General features: G+C 62.6%; 14 protein-coding genes and 1 riboswitch. Of the genes, 8 read left to right on the forward strand and 6 right to left on the reverse strand.

Annotated elements, in window-relative coordinates:
• Nucleotides 1–10: 10 nt before the first annotated feature.
• Genes A0W34_RS22805 through A0W34_RS22815 form a run of 3 tightly spaced genes read right to left on the reverse strand, consistent with a single transcriptional unit; the run spans nucleotide 11 to nucleotide 3,095 of the window.
• Entirely contained in the window at nucleotides 11–1,111 is a 1,101-nt protein-coding gene (locus A0W34_RS22805; protein WP_081558328.1) for a DNA alkylation repair protein, read from the reverse strand.
• Nucleotides 1,111–1,428 (reverse strand): nuclear transport factor 2 family protein, encoded by a 318-nt coding sequence (locus tag A0W34_RS22810; RefSeq protein WP_007733586.1) that lies wholly within the window; start codon nucleotides 1,426–1,428, stop codon nucleotides 1,111–1,113. Before A0W34_RS22810 ends, A0W34_RS22805 begins: the two co-directional genes overlap by 1 nt.
• Complete coding sequence (locus A0W34_RS22815) at nucleotides 1,425–3,095, reverse strand: PucR family transcriptional regulator (protein WP_065351309.1); 1,671 nt, start codon at nucleotides 3,093–3,095, stop codon at nucleotides 1,425–1,427. Before A0W34_RS22815 ends, A0W34_RS22810 begins: the two co-directional genes overlap by 4 nt.
• 195 nt (nucleotides 3,096–3,290) lie before the next feature.
• Here A0W34_RS22815 and pruA point away from each other — a divergent pair, with 195 nt between their 5' ends.
• Nucleotides 3,291–4,952: an L-glutamate gamma-semialdehyde dehydrogenase gene (pruA, locus tag A0W34_RS22820; RefSeq protein ID WP_081558329.1), complete on the forward strand. Its 1,662-nt coding sequence runs from the start codon at nucleotides 3,291–3,293 to the stop codon at nucleotides 4,950–4,952.
• Nucleotides 4,952–5,917 carry a proline dehydrogenase family protein gene (locus A0W34_RS22825; RefSeq protein WP_081558330.1) on the forward strand — a complete coding sequence of 322 codons (966 nt, stop codon included), beginning with the start codon at nucleotides 4,952–4,954 and terminating at the stop codon, nucleotides 5,915–5,917. Before pruA ends, A0W34_RS22825 begins: the two co-directional genes overlap by 1 nt.
• Here the strand turns inward: A0W34_RS22825 and A0W34_RS22830 are convergent.
• Entirely contained in the window at nucleotides 5,914–7,212 is a 1,299-nt protein-coding gene (locus A0W34_RS22830; RefSeq protein ID WP_198035667.1) for an NtaA/DmoA family FMN-dependent monooxygenase, read from the reverse strand. The two genes, A0W34_RS22825 and A0W34_RS22830, sit on opposite strands and share 4 nt — an antisense overlap.
• Before the next feature lie 113 nt (nucleotides 7,213–7,325).
• Nucleotides 7,326–7,871, reverse strand: a complete 546-nt coding sequence (locus A0W34_RS22835; RefSeq protein WP_003939872.1) for a CGNR zinc finger domain-containing protein — start codon at nucleotides 7,869–7,871, stop codon at nucleotides 7,326–7,328.
• Nucleotides 7,872–7,939: 68 nt separating this feature from the next.
• On the opposite strand from A0W34_RS22835, the gene A0W34_RS22840 reads away from it, so the two are divergent.
• From A0W34_RS22840 to A0W34_RS22860, 5 genes are read left to right on the forward strand one after another with little or no spacing between them, the layout of a single operon-like run.
• On the forward strand, nucleotides 7,940–8,887 hold the full coding sequence (locus A0W34_RS22840; RefSeq protein WP_003940332.1) for an EamA family transporter: 948 nt from the start codon (nucleotides 7,940–7,942) through the stop codon (nucleotides 8,885–8,887).
• A gap of 45 nt (nucleotides 8,888–8,932) precedes the next feature.
• Nucleotides 8,933–9,889: an ABC transporter ATP-binding protein gene (locus tag A0W34_RS22845; protein WP_003940598.1), complete on the forward strand. Its 957-nt coding sequence runs from the start codon at nucleotides 8,933–8,935 to the stop codon at nucleotides 9,887–9,889.
• A complete protein-coding gene (locus tag A0W34_RS22850; protein WP_019745005.1) occupies nucleotides 9,889–10,683 on the forward strand; it encodes an ABC transporter permease in 795 nt (264 codons plus the stop codon). Before A0W34_RS22845 ends, A0W34_RS22850 begins: the two co-directional genes overlap by 1 nt.
• Nucleotides 10,684–11,808 carry a sensor histidine kinase gene (locus tag A0W34_RS22855; RefSeq protein ID WP_003940336.1) on the forward strand — a complete coding sequence of 375 codons (1,125 nt, stop codon included), beginning with the start codon at nucleotides 10,684–10,686 and terminating at the stop codon, nucleotides 11,806–11,808.
• Complete coding sequence (locus A0W34_RS22860) at nucleotides 11,805–12,434, forward strand: response regulator transcription factor (RefSeq protein WP_003940330.1); 630 nt, start codon at nucleotides 11,805–11,807, stop codon at nucleotides 12,432–12,434. The genes A0W34_RS22855 and A0W34_RS22860 overlap by 4 nt, the downstream gene beginning before the upstream one ends.
• Before the next feature lie 255 nt (nucleotides 12,435–12,689).
• Here A0W34_RS22860 and A0W34_RS22865 read toward each other — a convergent pair whose 3' ends face one another.
• Entirely contained in the window at nucleotides 12,690–13,994 is a 1,305-nt protein-coding gene (locus A0W34_RS22865; RefSeq protein WP_042927240.1) for an IS256-like element ISRer3 family transposase, read from the reverse strand.
• A gap of 139 nt (nucleotides 13,995–14,133) precedes the next feature.
• Between A0W34_RS22865 and A0W34_RS22870 the strand changes: the two genes are divergently transcribed.
• A complete protein-coding gene (locus A0W34_RS22870) occupies nucleotides 14,134–14,571 on the forward strand; it encodes a helix-turn-helix domain-containing protein (RefSeq protein ID WP_003940179.1) in 438 nt (145 codons plus the stop codon).
• A gap of 81 nt (nucleotides 14,572–14,652) precedes the next feature.
• Nucleotides 14,653–14,877, forward strand: a riboswitch (cobalamin riboswitch).
• Nucleotides 14,878–14,903 lie beyond the last annotated feature (26 nt).

A 14,903-nucleotide genomic window follows, 5' to 3' on the forward strand; every position in this document is an offset into this window, starting at 1 on the left:
CCGGATCTCCTCACGCGTCCAAACGGAATACACCTCGCACCTGGCGTACGCCGTTGATCTGCACCTCGACGGCATGTTCGCCGGCGTAGTACTTCCGGGTGCTGATCGGTTTGAAGGAATGCCTCTTCGCGATACGGGCCGGCACCCCGGGTTCCAGCGTTCGTGTTGTCAGTTTGAAGACCTTGGGCGTCGTCTGCCCGTTGGCCTTCACGTGGTGGACGATGTAATCGATCACGACGGTGACGGACTCGCTGCCATTGTTCGTGACGGCGAAGTCGAAGGTGAGTTCTCCACCCGCATCAACTGTTTCGCGGTCGATGACGAACCCCTCGACCACGACGTCGGTGGGCGGCGAGAACCCCAAGAGGGACAGAGCATCTGGATCGCCGGCCTTGATCAACGTCCGCAATGCATGTTTGACGATTTTCAGTGTGTTGGCATCCGGTGTCTGCAGCCAACGCTTCGCAGTCGATACTGCGAGCCCAGCGTCAGCACGACTGAGATCGTTGAGATGGTTTGCGACCGAACGTCGTACATATTCCGAATCATCCCGATACAGCTCGTCGAGAATGACGATTGTCGACTCGGGACGCGCCGTCAATTCTTTCACTCGTCTTCCCCAGGGCAAACGAGTACGAGTGCCTTCGGTCGCCAAGCGCCGGACGTGTTCGTCTTCATGGCCGGTCCAGGTGAGTGCGATCGCCAGCGAACGGTCAAGGTTCGTTTCGAGAAATGAGCGAATTGCGAATTCGGCCGTCAGACGCGACGTCAACTCGGCAAGCAGAGCCATTCCCTCGTCGAAATCCGACTCGGAGCCACTTCGTGTCGCCGTGACGGCGACGGCTTCGGTCACCGGCCAGATCATCCAACCGGTGAAGGTCTCTTCTGAAAGCGCACGGCGGATGATCTCGGCGAAGGCCGGAAGATCCTGAGGCAGTTCGGCAGTCATCGCGTCCCGCACAACGCGCGTACGTTCGCCGAGACTCATACCGTCGAATTCGGATGTACTACCCCGAACGAGGGCGAGGCGTGTGTGACCGGAGGCTCGCTCTAGACAGCCTGCCAGATCGGCGACGACGGATTTCCCGAGCAGTTCGTCAGCGGTGGGCATCAGGGGCACACCGTGAGAGCGGAAATCCGATCACCGTCGAGAGTGAAATGGTGATGTAACTGGACGGGGCTTCCGGGAAAATCACCCTCGACCTTCACCGACACGACAACGGCCGAGCCTGGGGTGTTGACCGACTCGATCTTCTGGGTGAAGGTGAACGCCGTCGACACGGCCGACTTCCACGCCACGATTTCTTCGATCCCGACATACGTCCGGCCGTCGTCACGAACCACTGCGTCTTCGGTGAAAACGCCGCGGACGTCGCCGCCGTCGAAATACGCGCGCGCTGCGCCTGGCACCTTCGCTGAGTCGATCATTCGCGAAGAGTACTGCTGGGGTCCGACAGGTTCGGCGAACTCACTGCCCGAGCAGACGCCGCCAACTGAATCTCCATCAACAGCCTGGCCGACGGCTCGGAGAGGTCGGTATCCGTGATCTCCTCGACCCTCTTGATCCGATACCTGAGGGTGTTCGGGTGAATCCGAAGCTGCTCGGATGCACGTCGGACATCGCCCGAATGTGCGAGGTAAACGGAGATGCTTTCGCGCATGTTCGACCCGTTGCGTCTGTCGTAGACGTCCAGGGCGTCGACTCTCGGATCGTGCAGTTGCTCGTCGGCCGCAATGGTGTCCATGATTTCGCCCAGCAGCACCGGTGTGCGCGAGTCCGCGAGGGTGGTCACACGAACATCCCCCGACGTTCCGTCCAAGACCCGATCCACTTCGGCCCGAGCCTGGGCCACCTCCGCAAGCGTCGAAACCGGCGACGAGACCGCGGCCCGTAGCCCCGAAGGCGACACCTTGTCCAAACGCGCGACAACTTCGCGGGTCCACGAGACTGTGGATTTCACGGATTGGGTTCGCGGAAACAGCACATAGATCCGGGTGCCGACGGTACTCACCAGCGATTCACGCTGAAAGGCGCTGGCGTGCAGTCGCAAAGACGACACGAGTTCGCCCGAAGACGGCAGCCCACCGTTTCCGATACTCGCCACTCCGACCACCATCGCCGGTCCGGACATCGGGATGGTCAACGAGGCCGCGAGCGAAGGAACGTCGACACCGCCGCCGCGAACCCCGAGCAACCGCTGAATCTGTATCGCCTCGTTACTCGGCGCGTCTCGGATGCGCGAAATCAGCCGAGCAGCAACGGCCGCGGCACCGCGGAGCACGCTGTCGGCATCGCCGGCAATGGGAACCGGGCCTTCCTGCACCCAGATCGTGCCGAGAAGATCAGAGCTGAAACCGCTCTCCCCCTTGACATTGTCGGATATTCTCCGAATCGGAACCACCAACCGTCGCCTGATCGCAAGGTCGTCGTGAGCGGGCACCTCCACTACGTCGTCACTTCGCCGCAGGCTCTCGAAGACGCCCCACTCCTGTAGCTTTCGGAGGTATTCGCGAGGTCCTTCGCGGCCGAGGATTGATTGCCGACGTAGCTCGTCCGCAGCATCTCCCGATGCCGAATAGGCCAAGACGTGGGAATGCTCGTCCTCGATGCTGACCATCCCCCGCGTGATTGCGGCGACGTTCTGCGCCAGCTCGAACAAGTCTGTGTCACTACCGAATACGATGTCGTCCGAATCCTGTCGGGACACCGAATGATCGAGCACGCCCCGGATGGTCGTGAACAATCGATCCCAACGAGCATCCGGATGGACCGCTATCAAGGCGATTCCGGCGCGCTGTGCCGCCGCACGCACCGACGTGTCCGAGGCCTCCTTCGACATGACGGCCCGAGGCGCTGATCCCTTCTGATCGAGGCGGTTCAGCCAGGCCGCCAATTCGGCTGCGCCGATACCGACAGCGAGCCAGAGCTCAGAGGATTCGACGGCCGCGGTTCTGGGGCGCGTGAGGTCCCCGACCTCTGCGAACACCACGGAGTCGACGAAGACGTCATCACCTGACGGCGCGAGGACGAGCTCGACAAAAGCTCCGCCCAGCGCCCGAAGGACCGCGTCGAGCCTGACCCCACGGATAGACACGTACCACCCACTCTCCGGACCGTCGCAATGCCTCAACTTCGAGAATAGTGCATTTTCCTGCGAAAACGGTTCAGCCGATCGGACAAACACGGACACCGATGTTTGGCCGCTCAGCGGATTACTCGCCGACGTCTTTCGACTTGACTGGTTCACGACACGACAACTGCCCACTCCTGAGTCTGCCGAAGGATCGTCATGGACGCCGTTACCAATGTCCCCCACCCAGCCAACGAACCGGTGAACAATTACGCGCCGGGAAGCCCGGAACGATCGCGCCTCCGTACGAAACTGACCGAACTGGCCGAATCGCCGACCGACATCAGGCAGGTCATCGGCGGCATCCACCGAACTGCGGAAGGTAAGCGAGAGAGCGTTGTTCAACCACACCGTCACAGTTCGGTGCTCGGATCGTATGCGGACGCAACGCACTCGGATGTTCGTGATGCCATCGACGCCGCTACACTCGCCGCCCCGGCCTGGCGCGACCTCTCGTTCGACGACCGCGCTGCGGTCTTCCTCCGCGCCGCCGATCTACTTTCCGGCCCGTGGCGCGAAACCATCGCCGCCGCAACAATGCTCGGCCAGTCGAAGACCGCATACCAGGCCGAGATCGACGCGCCCTGCGAACTGATCGACTTCTGGCGTTTCAACGTCGCGTTCGCACGTCAGATACTCGCCGACCAACCCGTTTCCGCTCCGGGAGTGTGGAATCGCGTCGAATATCGTCCACTCGAAGGTTTCGTCTACGCGATCACTCCCTTCAATTTCACCGCCATCGCCGGAAATCTCCCCACAGCACCGGCCCTGATGGGCAACACCGTGATCTGGAAGCCGTCACCGACGCAGGCCGTCGCGGCGTACCTGACAATGCAACTACTCGAAGCTGCCGGCCTCCCGCCCGGGGTGATCAATCTTGTTCTCGGCGACGGCCCCTTGGTGTCCGAGGTCGCGCTTGCCGACCCCCGACTGGCGGGTATCCACTTCACCGGATCCACCGCAACGTTCCAGCGTTTGTGGCGTGAGGTCGGAGCCAACATCTCGAACTACCGGACGTATCCGCGTCTCGTCGGCGAAACCGGCGGCAAGGATTTTGTACTCGCACACAGTTCCGCTGACCCGGACGTACTCACGACGGCATTGATTCGCGGGGCCTTCGACTACCAGGGCCAGAAATGTTCGGCCGCATCACGGGCGTTCATCCCGAAGTCGTTGTGGGCCAAGATGGGCGACACGTTCATCGACACTGTGTCGTCGCTGAAGTACGGAGACGTCACCGACCTGACGAACTTCGGCGGCGCCGTCATCGACCAACGTTCGTTCGACCGAAACGCCGCCGCGATCGTCCGCGCCAAGTCGACCAGCAGCCTCACCATCGCAGCAGGCGGCGACTACGACGACCGTGAAGGATTCTTCATCTCACCGACGGTCCTACTCGGTGACGACCCGAGCGACGAAGCCTTCAGCACCGAGTACTTCGGTCCCATCCTTTCGCTTCACGTCTACGACGACTCCGCACCGAATGCCTACGCCGACATCCTCGCGCGCGTCGACAGCGGATCCGCTTACGCCCTGACCGGCGCCGTGATCGCCACCGACCGTGCGGCCGTCGATCAAGCTCATCATGGTCTGCGGTTCGCCGCCGGAAACTTCTACGTCAACGACAAGCCGACGGGAGCGGTAGTCGGACAACAACCCTTCGGAGGTGCGCGGGCTTCGGGTACCAACGACAAGGCCGGTTCGCCGCAGAATCTGCTCCGTTGGGCGTCGACACGCACCGTCAAGGAAACCTTCGTTCCTCCCACCGATCATCGTTACCCCCACCAGGACGTCGATCCAGCCGAGAGCGAGAACCGTTGATGAGTGCCGTCTCGCTGAGCAACCCACTGCGCCCGGTGCTCCTCGCGGCGGCACGCTCGTCGCGACTGGAGAAGACAGTCTCCGGGATGACCTTGACCCGCAAGCTTGTAGACAGGTTCGTCGCCGGGGACGCGGAACCCGCAGCGATGTCAGCGGTGCGCAACATCCTCACCAGTGGCCGGTTCGTGACGGTCGACTACCTCGGCGAGGACACCACCGATCCGGCTCAGGCAACAGCTACCGTCGATGCCTATCTCTCCCTTCTCCGCTCGTACGCAACGCTTTCCGAGATTGCCGGGACGCAACACTCCCTGGAGGTTTCGCTCAAGCTCTCCGCGTTGGGGCAGTCACTTCCCGGTGACGGCGAGAAGATCGCCCTGGCGAACGCTCACCGAATCGTCACAGCGGCAGACGAAGTGGGCGCGTGGGTCACCGCCGATGCGGAGGATCACACCACCACCGACTCGACACTGTCCATCGTCGAAGAGTTGCGCCGCGACTTCCCGACGCTCGGCACGGTCCTGCAGGCGTATCTACACCGCACCGAGGCCGACTGCCGGCACTTCTCCGGATCAGGTTCACGAATTCGGCTGTGCAAGGGTGCATACAAGGAACCGGCCGGCGTCGCGTTCCAAAAGGCCGGCGAAGTCGACGCGTCGTACCTGCGTTGCCTGAAGGTCTTGATGGAAGGTGACGGGTACCCGATGGTCGCCTCCCACGATCCCACCATGATCGACGCCGCCCTCGAACTCGCCACATTGACCGAACGCACAGCCGAGGATTTCGAGTTTCAGATGCTCTACGGCATCCGCGACGGCGAACAACGCAGATTGGTAGCCGAAGGCAATCACCTGCGGGTCTACGTTCCCTACGGCAGCCAGTGGTACGGCTACTTCATGCGTCGCCTCGCGGAAAGACCGGCCAACCTCATGTTCTTCATGCGCTCACTCGCTTCCAACAACTAGACACCGGAAACCGGTGGCAGCGGTGGCAACTCGAGGTTTTCGCGAAAGGTACCGCCGACGTAGTCGGATCCCACGATTCCGCGCTTGCGCAGCTCCGGCAGCAGCCCGTTCGTGACGAAATCGCGTGTACGCGGATCGGCAAGGTCACCGAGCGTGATGACGTCGAGTACGCCCGCGTCGTATCGTTCCTCGATCGCGTCCGCGAGCTGTTCCGGGGTGCCCGCCGCTGCCCAGTGGCCGGTGTCCTTGGACGCGATGATCAACTCACGCAGAGTCTTTCCTAGTGATGCGAGCTTGCCGAAGATCTCGACCCGGCCCCGTCGTCGATTCACCGACGACGGGTCCGGCAACAACGACTCCGGGATCGGCCGATCCAGCGGCAATTCCGAGAAATCCACGTCACCGCCGAACATGTCGGCAAGCCTGGTGCGTCCGGCGTCGAAGTCCGTCGATTCCTCGGCTTCTCTGACCAATCGTTCGACTTCGGCTTCGGTAGCGCCGTACGTTGCGTGGAACGAGCTGAAAATCAGTGGCAGTTCGTCCCCACGCCCCAACTCTGCCGCCCTGGCGCGGATCGTCTTCGTGTAGGTGACCGCGTCCTCGAAGGTTGCGAGAGAAGTGAATACGACCTCCGCGAAGCGAGCACCCAGTTCGATACCCCCGGCAGATTGGCCTGCCTGGAATTGGACCGGACGACGCTGCGGCAGGGATGGAATGTTCAACGGCCCCTGCACGGTGAAGTACTTGCCTCGGTGCTCGATGGGGACCACCCTCGACGGATCCAGCACCGCAGAGCCCTCTCCCCGGATCAAGGCGCCGGGCTTCCAGCTGTCGAAGAGCGCGTTGACCACCTCGAGCGATTCGGCCGCTCGGGCGTACCGCTCCTCCGGACTCGGCAGGTCCAGGTCGCTGTAGTTCTCTTCTCCGAGTGAGGAAGTGACGGCATTCCATGCGGCTCGACCATTGCTGACGTGGTCCAGGGTGCCGAACAACCGTGCCAGGTTGAATGGGTGATGAAACGTCGTCGTGACGGTGGCGATGAGCCCCACATGGGTGGTGACCGCACTCAGCGCGGCAAGGAAGATCAACGGCTCCTGCGCACCGATCGCGCCCTGCGCACCGAAACTCAGCAGGTCGGCGGCAAACAGTCCATCGATCTTGTTCGCCTCGGCCGTCTTTGCGACGTCGATCGCGGACGCGACCGTCGAAGTCGTCGGATCGATCGCGGCGTCGTAGATACTCACCGCCCCGCTGACACCGGTCATCGTCTTGAGTGGACGCCTACGATCGGCCACCGACCATCCTCCTGGCTTCGCGAAATCTGTTCCGAATTCACAACGCTAGACCGATCCTGGCTCCCGACAAGGTATTCACTCAGCCTGGTTCTATCCCTCCGAACGCCGCTTGGTCACGCCCCGGATTTACGGGCACGATAGGCGGCGACGTGCGCCCTGTTCCCACAGTTTCCGGTGTCGCAGTATCGCTTCGAACGATTGCGCGACAAATCCACGAAGACCGCTTCGCAGTCCGGGGCCTCGCACCATCGCAACCTCGAGAATTCGTCGGTTCGGATCAGATCGAGCACACCCATCGCCGCTTCTGCGGCCATCCGGTCCACCAGTGGCGAATCGTCAGCGGTGACGTGCAGGTGCCAGCCGAGATCATCGTGCCTGGTGAGCCGCGGCCTCGCGCCCGATTCGAGTAGCAGTGTGTTCACCACCTCGACGGCGTCGTCCACTCCCGCGGCTTCCCAGAACTTTCGCAGTCGTGGACGCAGCGCACGAACCGCCGTCAATTCCTCCGGTGTGCCGTCCCGCCTGCCGGTCCAGCGATCCGCGTCGAGAAACCGTGTCAGCTCCTCTTGATCCGGAAGCAGTTCGGCCCCGCCGCGGGCCGTGTTGACCAACGACGCGGCGAAGACGAGCGCCGATTCCGTGTCACCAGCAAAATGCACTTTGACTCCTGAGCCGTATCAACCTAATGTCAGCATCGTAATCGCTTTTACTCCTGACGGGTGACGACGTGAACTCTCGCAACGGCTTGATCTTCGCTCTGCTGTCCGCGGCAACGTTCGGCGTATCGGGCCCGTTCGCGAAATCTCTCATCGAATCAGGGTGGTCCCCCGGCGGCGCAGTGTTCGCGCGCGTTGCCGGCGGCGCACTGGTGATGATGGTGATCGCCGTAGCCACCCAATGGCCTCGCCTACGACAGGTGAGCACCCACACGCGAACGGTACTGCTGTACGGGGTGTTCGCGATCTCGGGCGTTCAACTGTGCTTCTTCAATGCCGTGCAACATCTTTCGGTCGGCGTCGCATTGCTTCTCGAGTACCTTGCACCGATCATCGTCATCGGGTGGGTGTGGATAACCAAGGGCGCGCGTCCGAGCGTGCAGACGCTTCTCGGTGCGGCGGTGGCCTTGATCGGCGCCGCCGTGGTGATCGACGTCTTCGGATCGGCAGAGATCAGTGCCGTCGGAGTCGCCTGGGGACTGGCCGCCGCGGCATGCCTTGCAGTCTATTTCGTCATTTCCGAACGTGCGGACGGTGATCTCCATCCAGTTGTGCTCGCGGCATCGGGGCTCACGGTCAGTGCGGTGGTCATCGGCGCGCTCGGACTCGTAGGCGTCCTCCCCCTCCAGTTCTCGGCCTCGAACGCAGTCGTGGCAGACCATTCGGTGAACGTGTGGCTGCCGGTGGTGGTCCTGGTCCTGGTCAGCACTGTCATTGCCTATCTCACCGGCATCGCCGCGATCACGCTGCTGGGGCCGACAATCGGGTCTCTGGTAGCGCTGACCGAAGTGCTGTGCGCGGTCGTCGCCGCGTGGATCCTGGTCGGGGAATCCGTCACCGCACTCCAAGCTGTAGGTGGCGCAGCAATCATCGCGGGGTTGGTCCTCGCGCGCCTCGGCCAGGTTGCACCGAAACAGATACCGGCCGACCCGATGACAAATGTCATGGCAGAAGAATGACGGACGGACGAGGGATCACGACCTCGAAGCGAGCAGATTCTATGTATGACCTCAACACAGGCACGGCATTCACCACAGGCACTGCACACACTCACTGAAGGATCGGCACACGACGCCGTCCGGTTGACCGGACTTCGTAAGAGTTTCGGAACCGTCGACGCCGTCAAAGGTATCGACCTGAGCATCCGCCCCGGCGAGATCGTCGCGTTCCTCGGCCCGAACGGCGCAGGCAAGACGACAACCATCGACATGATCCTCGGCCTGTCCCGGCCGACGTCAGGCGAGGTGAGCGTCTTCGGAATGTCACCTCGATCGGCGATTGCCCGCGGACTCGTCTCGGCAGTCATGCAGACCGGCGGACTACTGAAAGAGCTGACGGTTGCCGAGACGGTGCAGCTGACCGCCAGCCTGTACTCCCAATCCCGTCCGGTCGACGAAGTGCTGGGGAGAGCCGGAATCCTCGACATCTCCGATCGCCTGGTCAGCAAATGCTCAGGCGGACAACAACAGCGGTTGCGATTTGCGATGGCGTTGCTGTCGAACCCGCAATTGCTCATTCTCGACGAGCCCACCACCGGTATGGACGTCGAAGGGCGTCGGGACTTTTGGTCCGCCATCCGCGCCGACGCAGATCACGGTCGCACTGTGCTTTTTGCGACGCACTACCTCGAAGAGGCCGATGTCTACGCCGACCGCATCATCCTGGTCAGGCAAGGCACCGTGGTCGCAGACGGGACCACCGCCGAGGTCAAGGCGATGGCGTCCGGGCGCACCCTGCGCGCGACTGTTCCAGGCATCACCGACGAACTCCTGCGAGCCATACCGAACTCCGACGCCGTCGAGGTGCGCGGTGAGTCGCTACTCGTGCACTCGGGCGACACCGATGCCGTTGCACGGTTCCTGTTGACCAATACGCAGGCTCGCGATCTCGAAATCGTCTCGCGTGGCCTCGAAGACGCATTCATCGCACTCACGTCGAACAACTCCGAAGGACAGAAGTGATGACCACTGCAACCGAAGCGAATACCTACGGAGCCGAGCGAACCGTCGTACCTCTCGGCGGATTCAACACGACGCTACTGCGACTGGAATTTCGTCGCCTGACTCGCAACCGGCGCACGATGATCTTCACGCTCGTCATGCCGGTTGTCTTCTTCCTCGTCTTCGGTCTCGGTCAAGGCGACGACGACCACGGGATCGGGCACGGCAATGTCGCCGCGTACATCATGATCAGCATGGCCCTGTACGGCGCGATGCTGGCCACCACCAGCGGCGGCGCGATGGTCTCGATCGAACGAGCGTCCGGGTGGAGCCGACAACTTCGGCTGACTCCCCTGACCCCGGTCGCCTACATCGCCGTCAAACTGATCATGGCGATGCTGCTCGGTCTCGTCTCGATTCTCGTGGTCTACGTCGTCGGCGCGTTCACCTCGGCGCAGATGGACGGATCACTCTGGTTCACAACGGCATTGATCGCCTGGCTGGGATCGTCGATCTTCGCGGCCTTCGGCCTGTTCATGGGGTACCTACTCCCCAGTGAGAACGTCATGCAGTTGCTCGGACCGGGACTGGCTCTGCTCGCATTCGGCGGCGGACTCTTCGTACCACTCACCGACGGTTCCGTATGGGCGACCATCGCACAGTTCACCCCGATGTTCGGCATCAACGCCCTCGCCCACGCACCGTTGACGGGCAATAGCATTCACTGGACCTGGATCGTCAATATCCTGGTGTGGTTCGCCATCTTCGCCGGCGGAGCGATCTGGCGGTTCCAACGAGATACGGAGCGTGTGTAGTTGTCGCAAACGACTGACCGAGAAGATTCCGTCGCGCTCCCGCGGCGGAATCGTTTCGGCGTTCTCTTCGCGGCGGTCTGGATGGTATTTCTCGGCGGGCCGCTGATCGAGGGATGGAATCTACGCGACGAACTGCGCGGCTGGACAGGGATTCTCGCGACGATCGCCTTCAGTGCCCTCTACCTCTACACCTTCGCCACAACGCAGCAGCGGCGTCGAATGACGATGACTCGGCCGACGATTCGCGAAGCTGCACTGGCTCTGTCCGCCTTGACCGCGTTGGCCGCTGTGATGATCGTGAGCGTCGGGCCGACAGGTTTGACAGCAGCACCGTACCTCGCGGTGACAGCGGTGACGCTGTTGCCGACCGTCGCCGGCGGCATTCTCGCTTTGGTGTTCGCGGCCTCCGTGGAGATAGTCAGCCTCTCGTCCGGATGGGGAAACTACTCCGGACTCTCACTCGGAGTCTGCGCGGCCGCGTTCGCGACCTGGGGAATCATGTCCCTGATCAGCCGCAACTTCGCCATACTCCATGAACGCGAAGAGCAGGAGCAGCGGGCAATCATGGAGGAGCGAACGAGGATGGCGCGCGATCTGCACGACATCCTCGGGCACTCGCTGACCGTCATCACGATCAAAGCCGAACTGGCCAATCGCCTACTCGATGTCGATATCGAACGTGCGCGCAACGAACTCGACGACCTCGAAAGACTTTCTCGTGACGCGTTGGCAGACGTGCGCTCGGCCGTCGAAGGATTTCGTGGGATTTCGCTACCCGTCGAGATAGCCCGAGCGCGAGAGGCATTGCGTGCGGCTGGTATCGAGGACGAGGTGCCGAGCAGTACCGACATGGTTCCCACGCGTCTTCGGGAACTCTTTGCATGGACGATCCGTGAGGGCGTCACCAACGTCGTTCGACACAGCGGTGCGACCCACTGCCGGATCACGGTCGACGAAAATAGTGCGTCGGTCGTCGACGACGGACGAGGGGCCGAGTCGACGTCTTCCGGAAACGGTCTGATCGGATTGCGCGAGCGCGCCGGAGCGTCGGGCGCACGAGTGATCATCACTCATCCCCAGCCACAGGGGTTTGCACTTCAGGTAGTCGAACAGGAGACAGAGTGAACAGCCAGGGCGATCGAGCAACCATACGGCTGCTCTTGGCGGACGATCAGGCGCTCGTGCGAGGAGCTTTGGCCGCGCTGCTCGATCTGGAATCCGACCTGTCCGTGGTGGCCGAGGTCGGTCGCGGCGACGAGGTGGTGTCCGCCGTTCTCGAACACCGCCCGGACGTCGCGCTTTTGGACGTCGAGATGCCCGGCATGGACGGAATCGCCGCGACGGCGGCCCTTCGCGAGGCAGCACCCGACACCCGGGTTCTGATCGTCACCACGTTCGGCCGTCCCGGATTTCTTCGTAAAGCCCTGCACGCCGGGGCCGGCGGGTTCGTCGTCAAGGACACCCCCGCCAGGCAGCTTGCCGACGCGGTCAGGCGTGTCCACGCCGGACTGCGCGTCGTCGATCCCACCCTTGCGGCCGACAGCCTCGTCAGCGGCGAGTCGCCCCTGACGGAGCGTGAGACCCAAGTACTGCGCGCCGCTCACGACGGCGCACCCGTGGCAGCCATCGCAGGGGCGCTCTTCCTGTCTGCCGGGACAGTTCGAAATCATCTGTCATCCGCGATGGGTAAGACGGGTGCGTCGACGCGCGCGGAAGCCGTCAGAATCGCCGAGTCGAACGGCTGGCTCTGATCCGCGCGTCTGGAATAGCCTTCCCCGGCAAATAGTTCGCCGTTCGATTCGTGATGGCGATTTGTCCAGATCACTCAAAGTAGGGACCTTCTACCCTAGGGATTTTCCCTGCAAACGACCGCTTCGCGAGAATCTGAAACAGCTAATCGTTCGATAACTGGCTATGATGCAGTTAATTGAACCGACGGAGCCTGTGCGTAGCGGGGGAAGGGACGTCTCATGGAGATATTGTCAAGACCTGTGGATGAGGGTGTTTCAGGCGACCTCCGTTTCGCTTGATTCGTCGGGCTCAGCGGGTGAGATGTCGATGGGTCGTTCGAGCAGCTTGCCTTTGTGGAACACCGCGCCGGCACGGACCAGCGCGACCAGATGGGGGGCGTTGACCGCCCGCCAGCGGGCTTGTGCGGCGTCGATCAGCTTGTAGGCCATGGCAATCCCCGCTGCGCGTGACCCAGGGCCCTTGGTGACCTTGGTTCGCAACCGCACGGTCGCAAACGTCGATTCGATCGGATTCGTAGTGCGCAAGTGGATCCAGTGCTCGGCCGGGTACCGGTAGAACTCCAGGAGCACGTCGGCGTCGTCGACGATCTTGGCGACCGCCTTGGGGTACTTCGCGCCGTAATCTACCTCGAAGGCCTTGATCGCGACCTGGGCCTTGTCGATGTCCTCGGCGTTGTAGATTTCCCGCATCGCCGCGGTCGCACCTGGATGAGCCGACTTGGGCAGCGCAGCAAGCACATTGGCCTGCTTGTGAAACCAGCAGCGCTGTTCACGGGTATCCGGAAACACCTCCCGCAGTGCCTTCCAGAACCCCAGCGCCCCATCACCGACGGCCAGCACCGGGGCGGTCATCCCGCGGCGTCGGCATGAGCGCAGCAGATCAGCCCACGACTCTGTGGACTCCCGGAACCCATCGGTGAGCGCGACGAGCTCCTTGCGGCCGTCGGCGCGGACGCCGATCATCACGAGCAAGCACAGCTTCTCCTGCTCCAGGCGGACCTTGAGATGGATGCCGTCGACCCATAGGTACACGAAATCGGTGCCCGAGAGATCCCGGTCGGCGAAGGCCTTCGCCTCGTCCTGCCATTGCGCGGTCAGCCGGGTGATCGTCGAGGCCGACAGCCCGGCACCAGTGCCGAGGAACTGCTCCAACGCCGCACCGAAGTCGCCGCTGGACAGCCCGTGCAGGTACAGCAGCGGCAACACCTCGGTCATCTGCGGGGACTTGCGTGACCACGCCGGCAGGATCGCCGAGGAAAACCGTTGCCGTTCACCGGTCTCGGCGTCGACACGGCGGTCGTTGACCCGCGGTGCGGTCACCGTCACCGCCCCCGCCGCGGTGAGCACGTCACGCTCGTGGTGATAGCCGTTGCGGACCACCAGCCGCCGGCCGTGCTCATCGAGATGCTCGGCGAACTGCTCGATGTATGCGGCGACTTCGGCGGCCAACGCCGCCGCGAGCATCTGCCGGGCACCGTCGCGAACGATCTCGTCAAGCAACGACCGACCAACACCGCTGTCGTCGTTGGAGGATTGCTGATCCTGAACTACCGTGAGCATGGGCGTACCTTCCCGAACCAGCGCGCCAACGCCGGTCCTGATCAGAGCTGATGGAATTTCAGATCATTCCCGGGAAGGTGCGCCCACTCACGCCGCCTCGCCGAGAACCATCCACAGGTTCTGATCATTGCTCCGTCTCATGTCGAACCAGTTCAACGATCGCTTGAACTCGCTGTTCGAGACTGCCGACTTTCACGTCACCAACGCGATGGTCGTTCGCGGCATGACCGAGTTCGGCTGCCGTATCTCGACGCCGTACCTGTCGCAACTGCGCACCGGCGTCCGAACCAATCCGTCACCCGAAGTGGTTGCCGCCCTCGCCCACTTCTTCAAGGTCCATCCGGACTACTTCTACGCCCCGTCCGATCACACTCCGCCCGCGATCTCAGGTGGCGAGGCAGACCTCTCCCTCCTCGAACAGCTGCACAACGTGCGCCTGCGGAACCTCACCTCCCGTGTCGTCGACCTCTCACCGTCTTCACAGGATCTGCTTGTCGAAATGGCGGAGAATCTACGTTCCTCCGAAAATCTTCCGCGCGTACCACCGGACTCGAATTCCTACATGTCACGCGCATAGCGCCCTTCGCCGACTCTCCTTGACTGCTCAGGGAGGGTTGGCCTTATGCTGGTCGATGCAGCTGGTTCGCCCGGCACGGTCATGAGGAGCCCCGAAGACCGGTCCCGGCGTCGAAGCTCCGTCAGCGCAAGCTGTCGGGGTGAGAGGGAACCCGGTGAAAATCCGGGACTGTCCCGCAGCGGTAAGCAGGAACGACCGCCGTTCATGTGCACTGGGCATCCGCCTGGGAAGCGACGGCCAGTAGGTTCGATCCAACTCGATCGAGTGCCCGCGAGTCCGAAGACCTGCCGACTGTGTCGGGCACGCCGTGCCCGACGGTCCACCGCCTCGTG

The organism is Rhodococcus sp. BH4 (assembly GCF_002079265.1).
Lineage (GTDB): Bacteria > Actinomycetota > Actinomycetes > Mycobacteriales > Mycobacteriaceae > Rhodococcus_F > Rhodococcus_F qingshengii.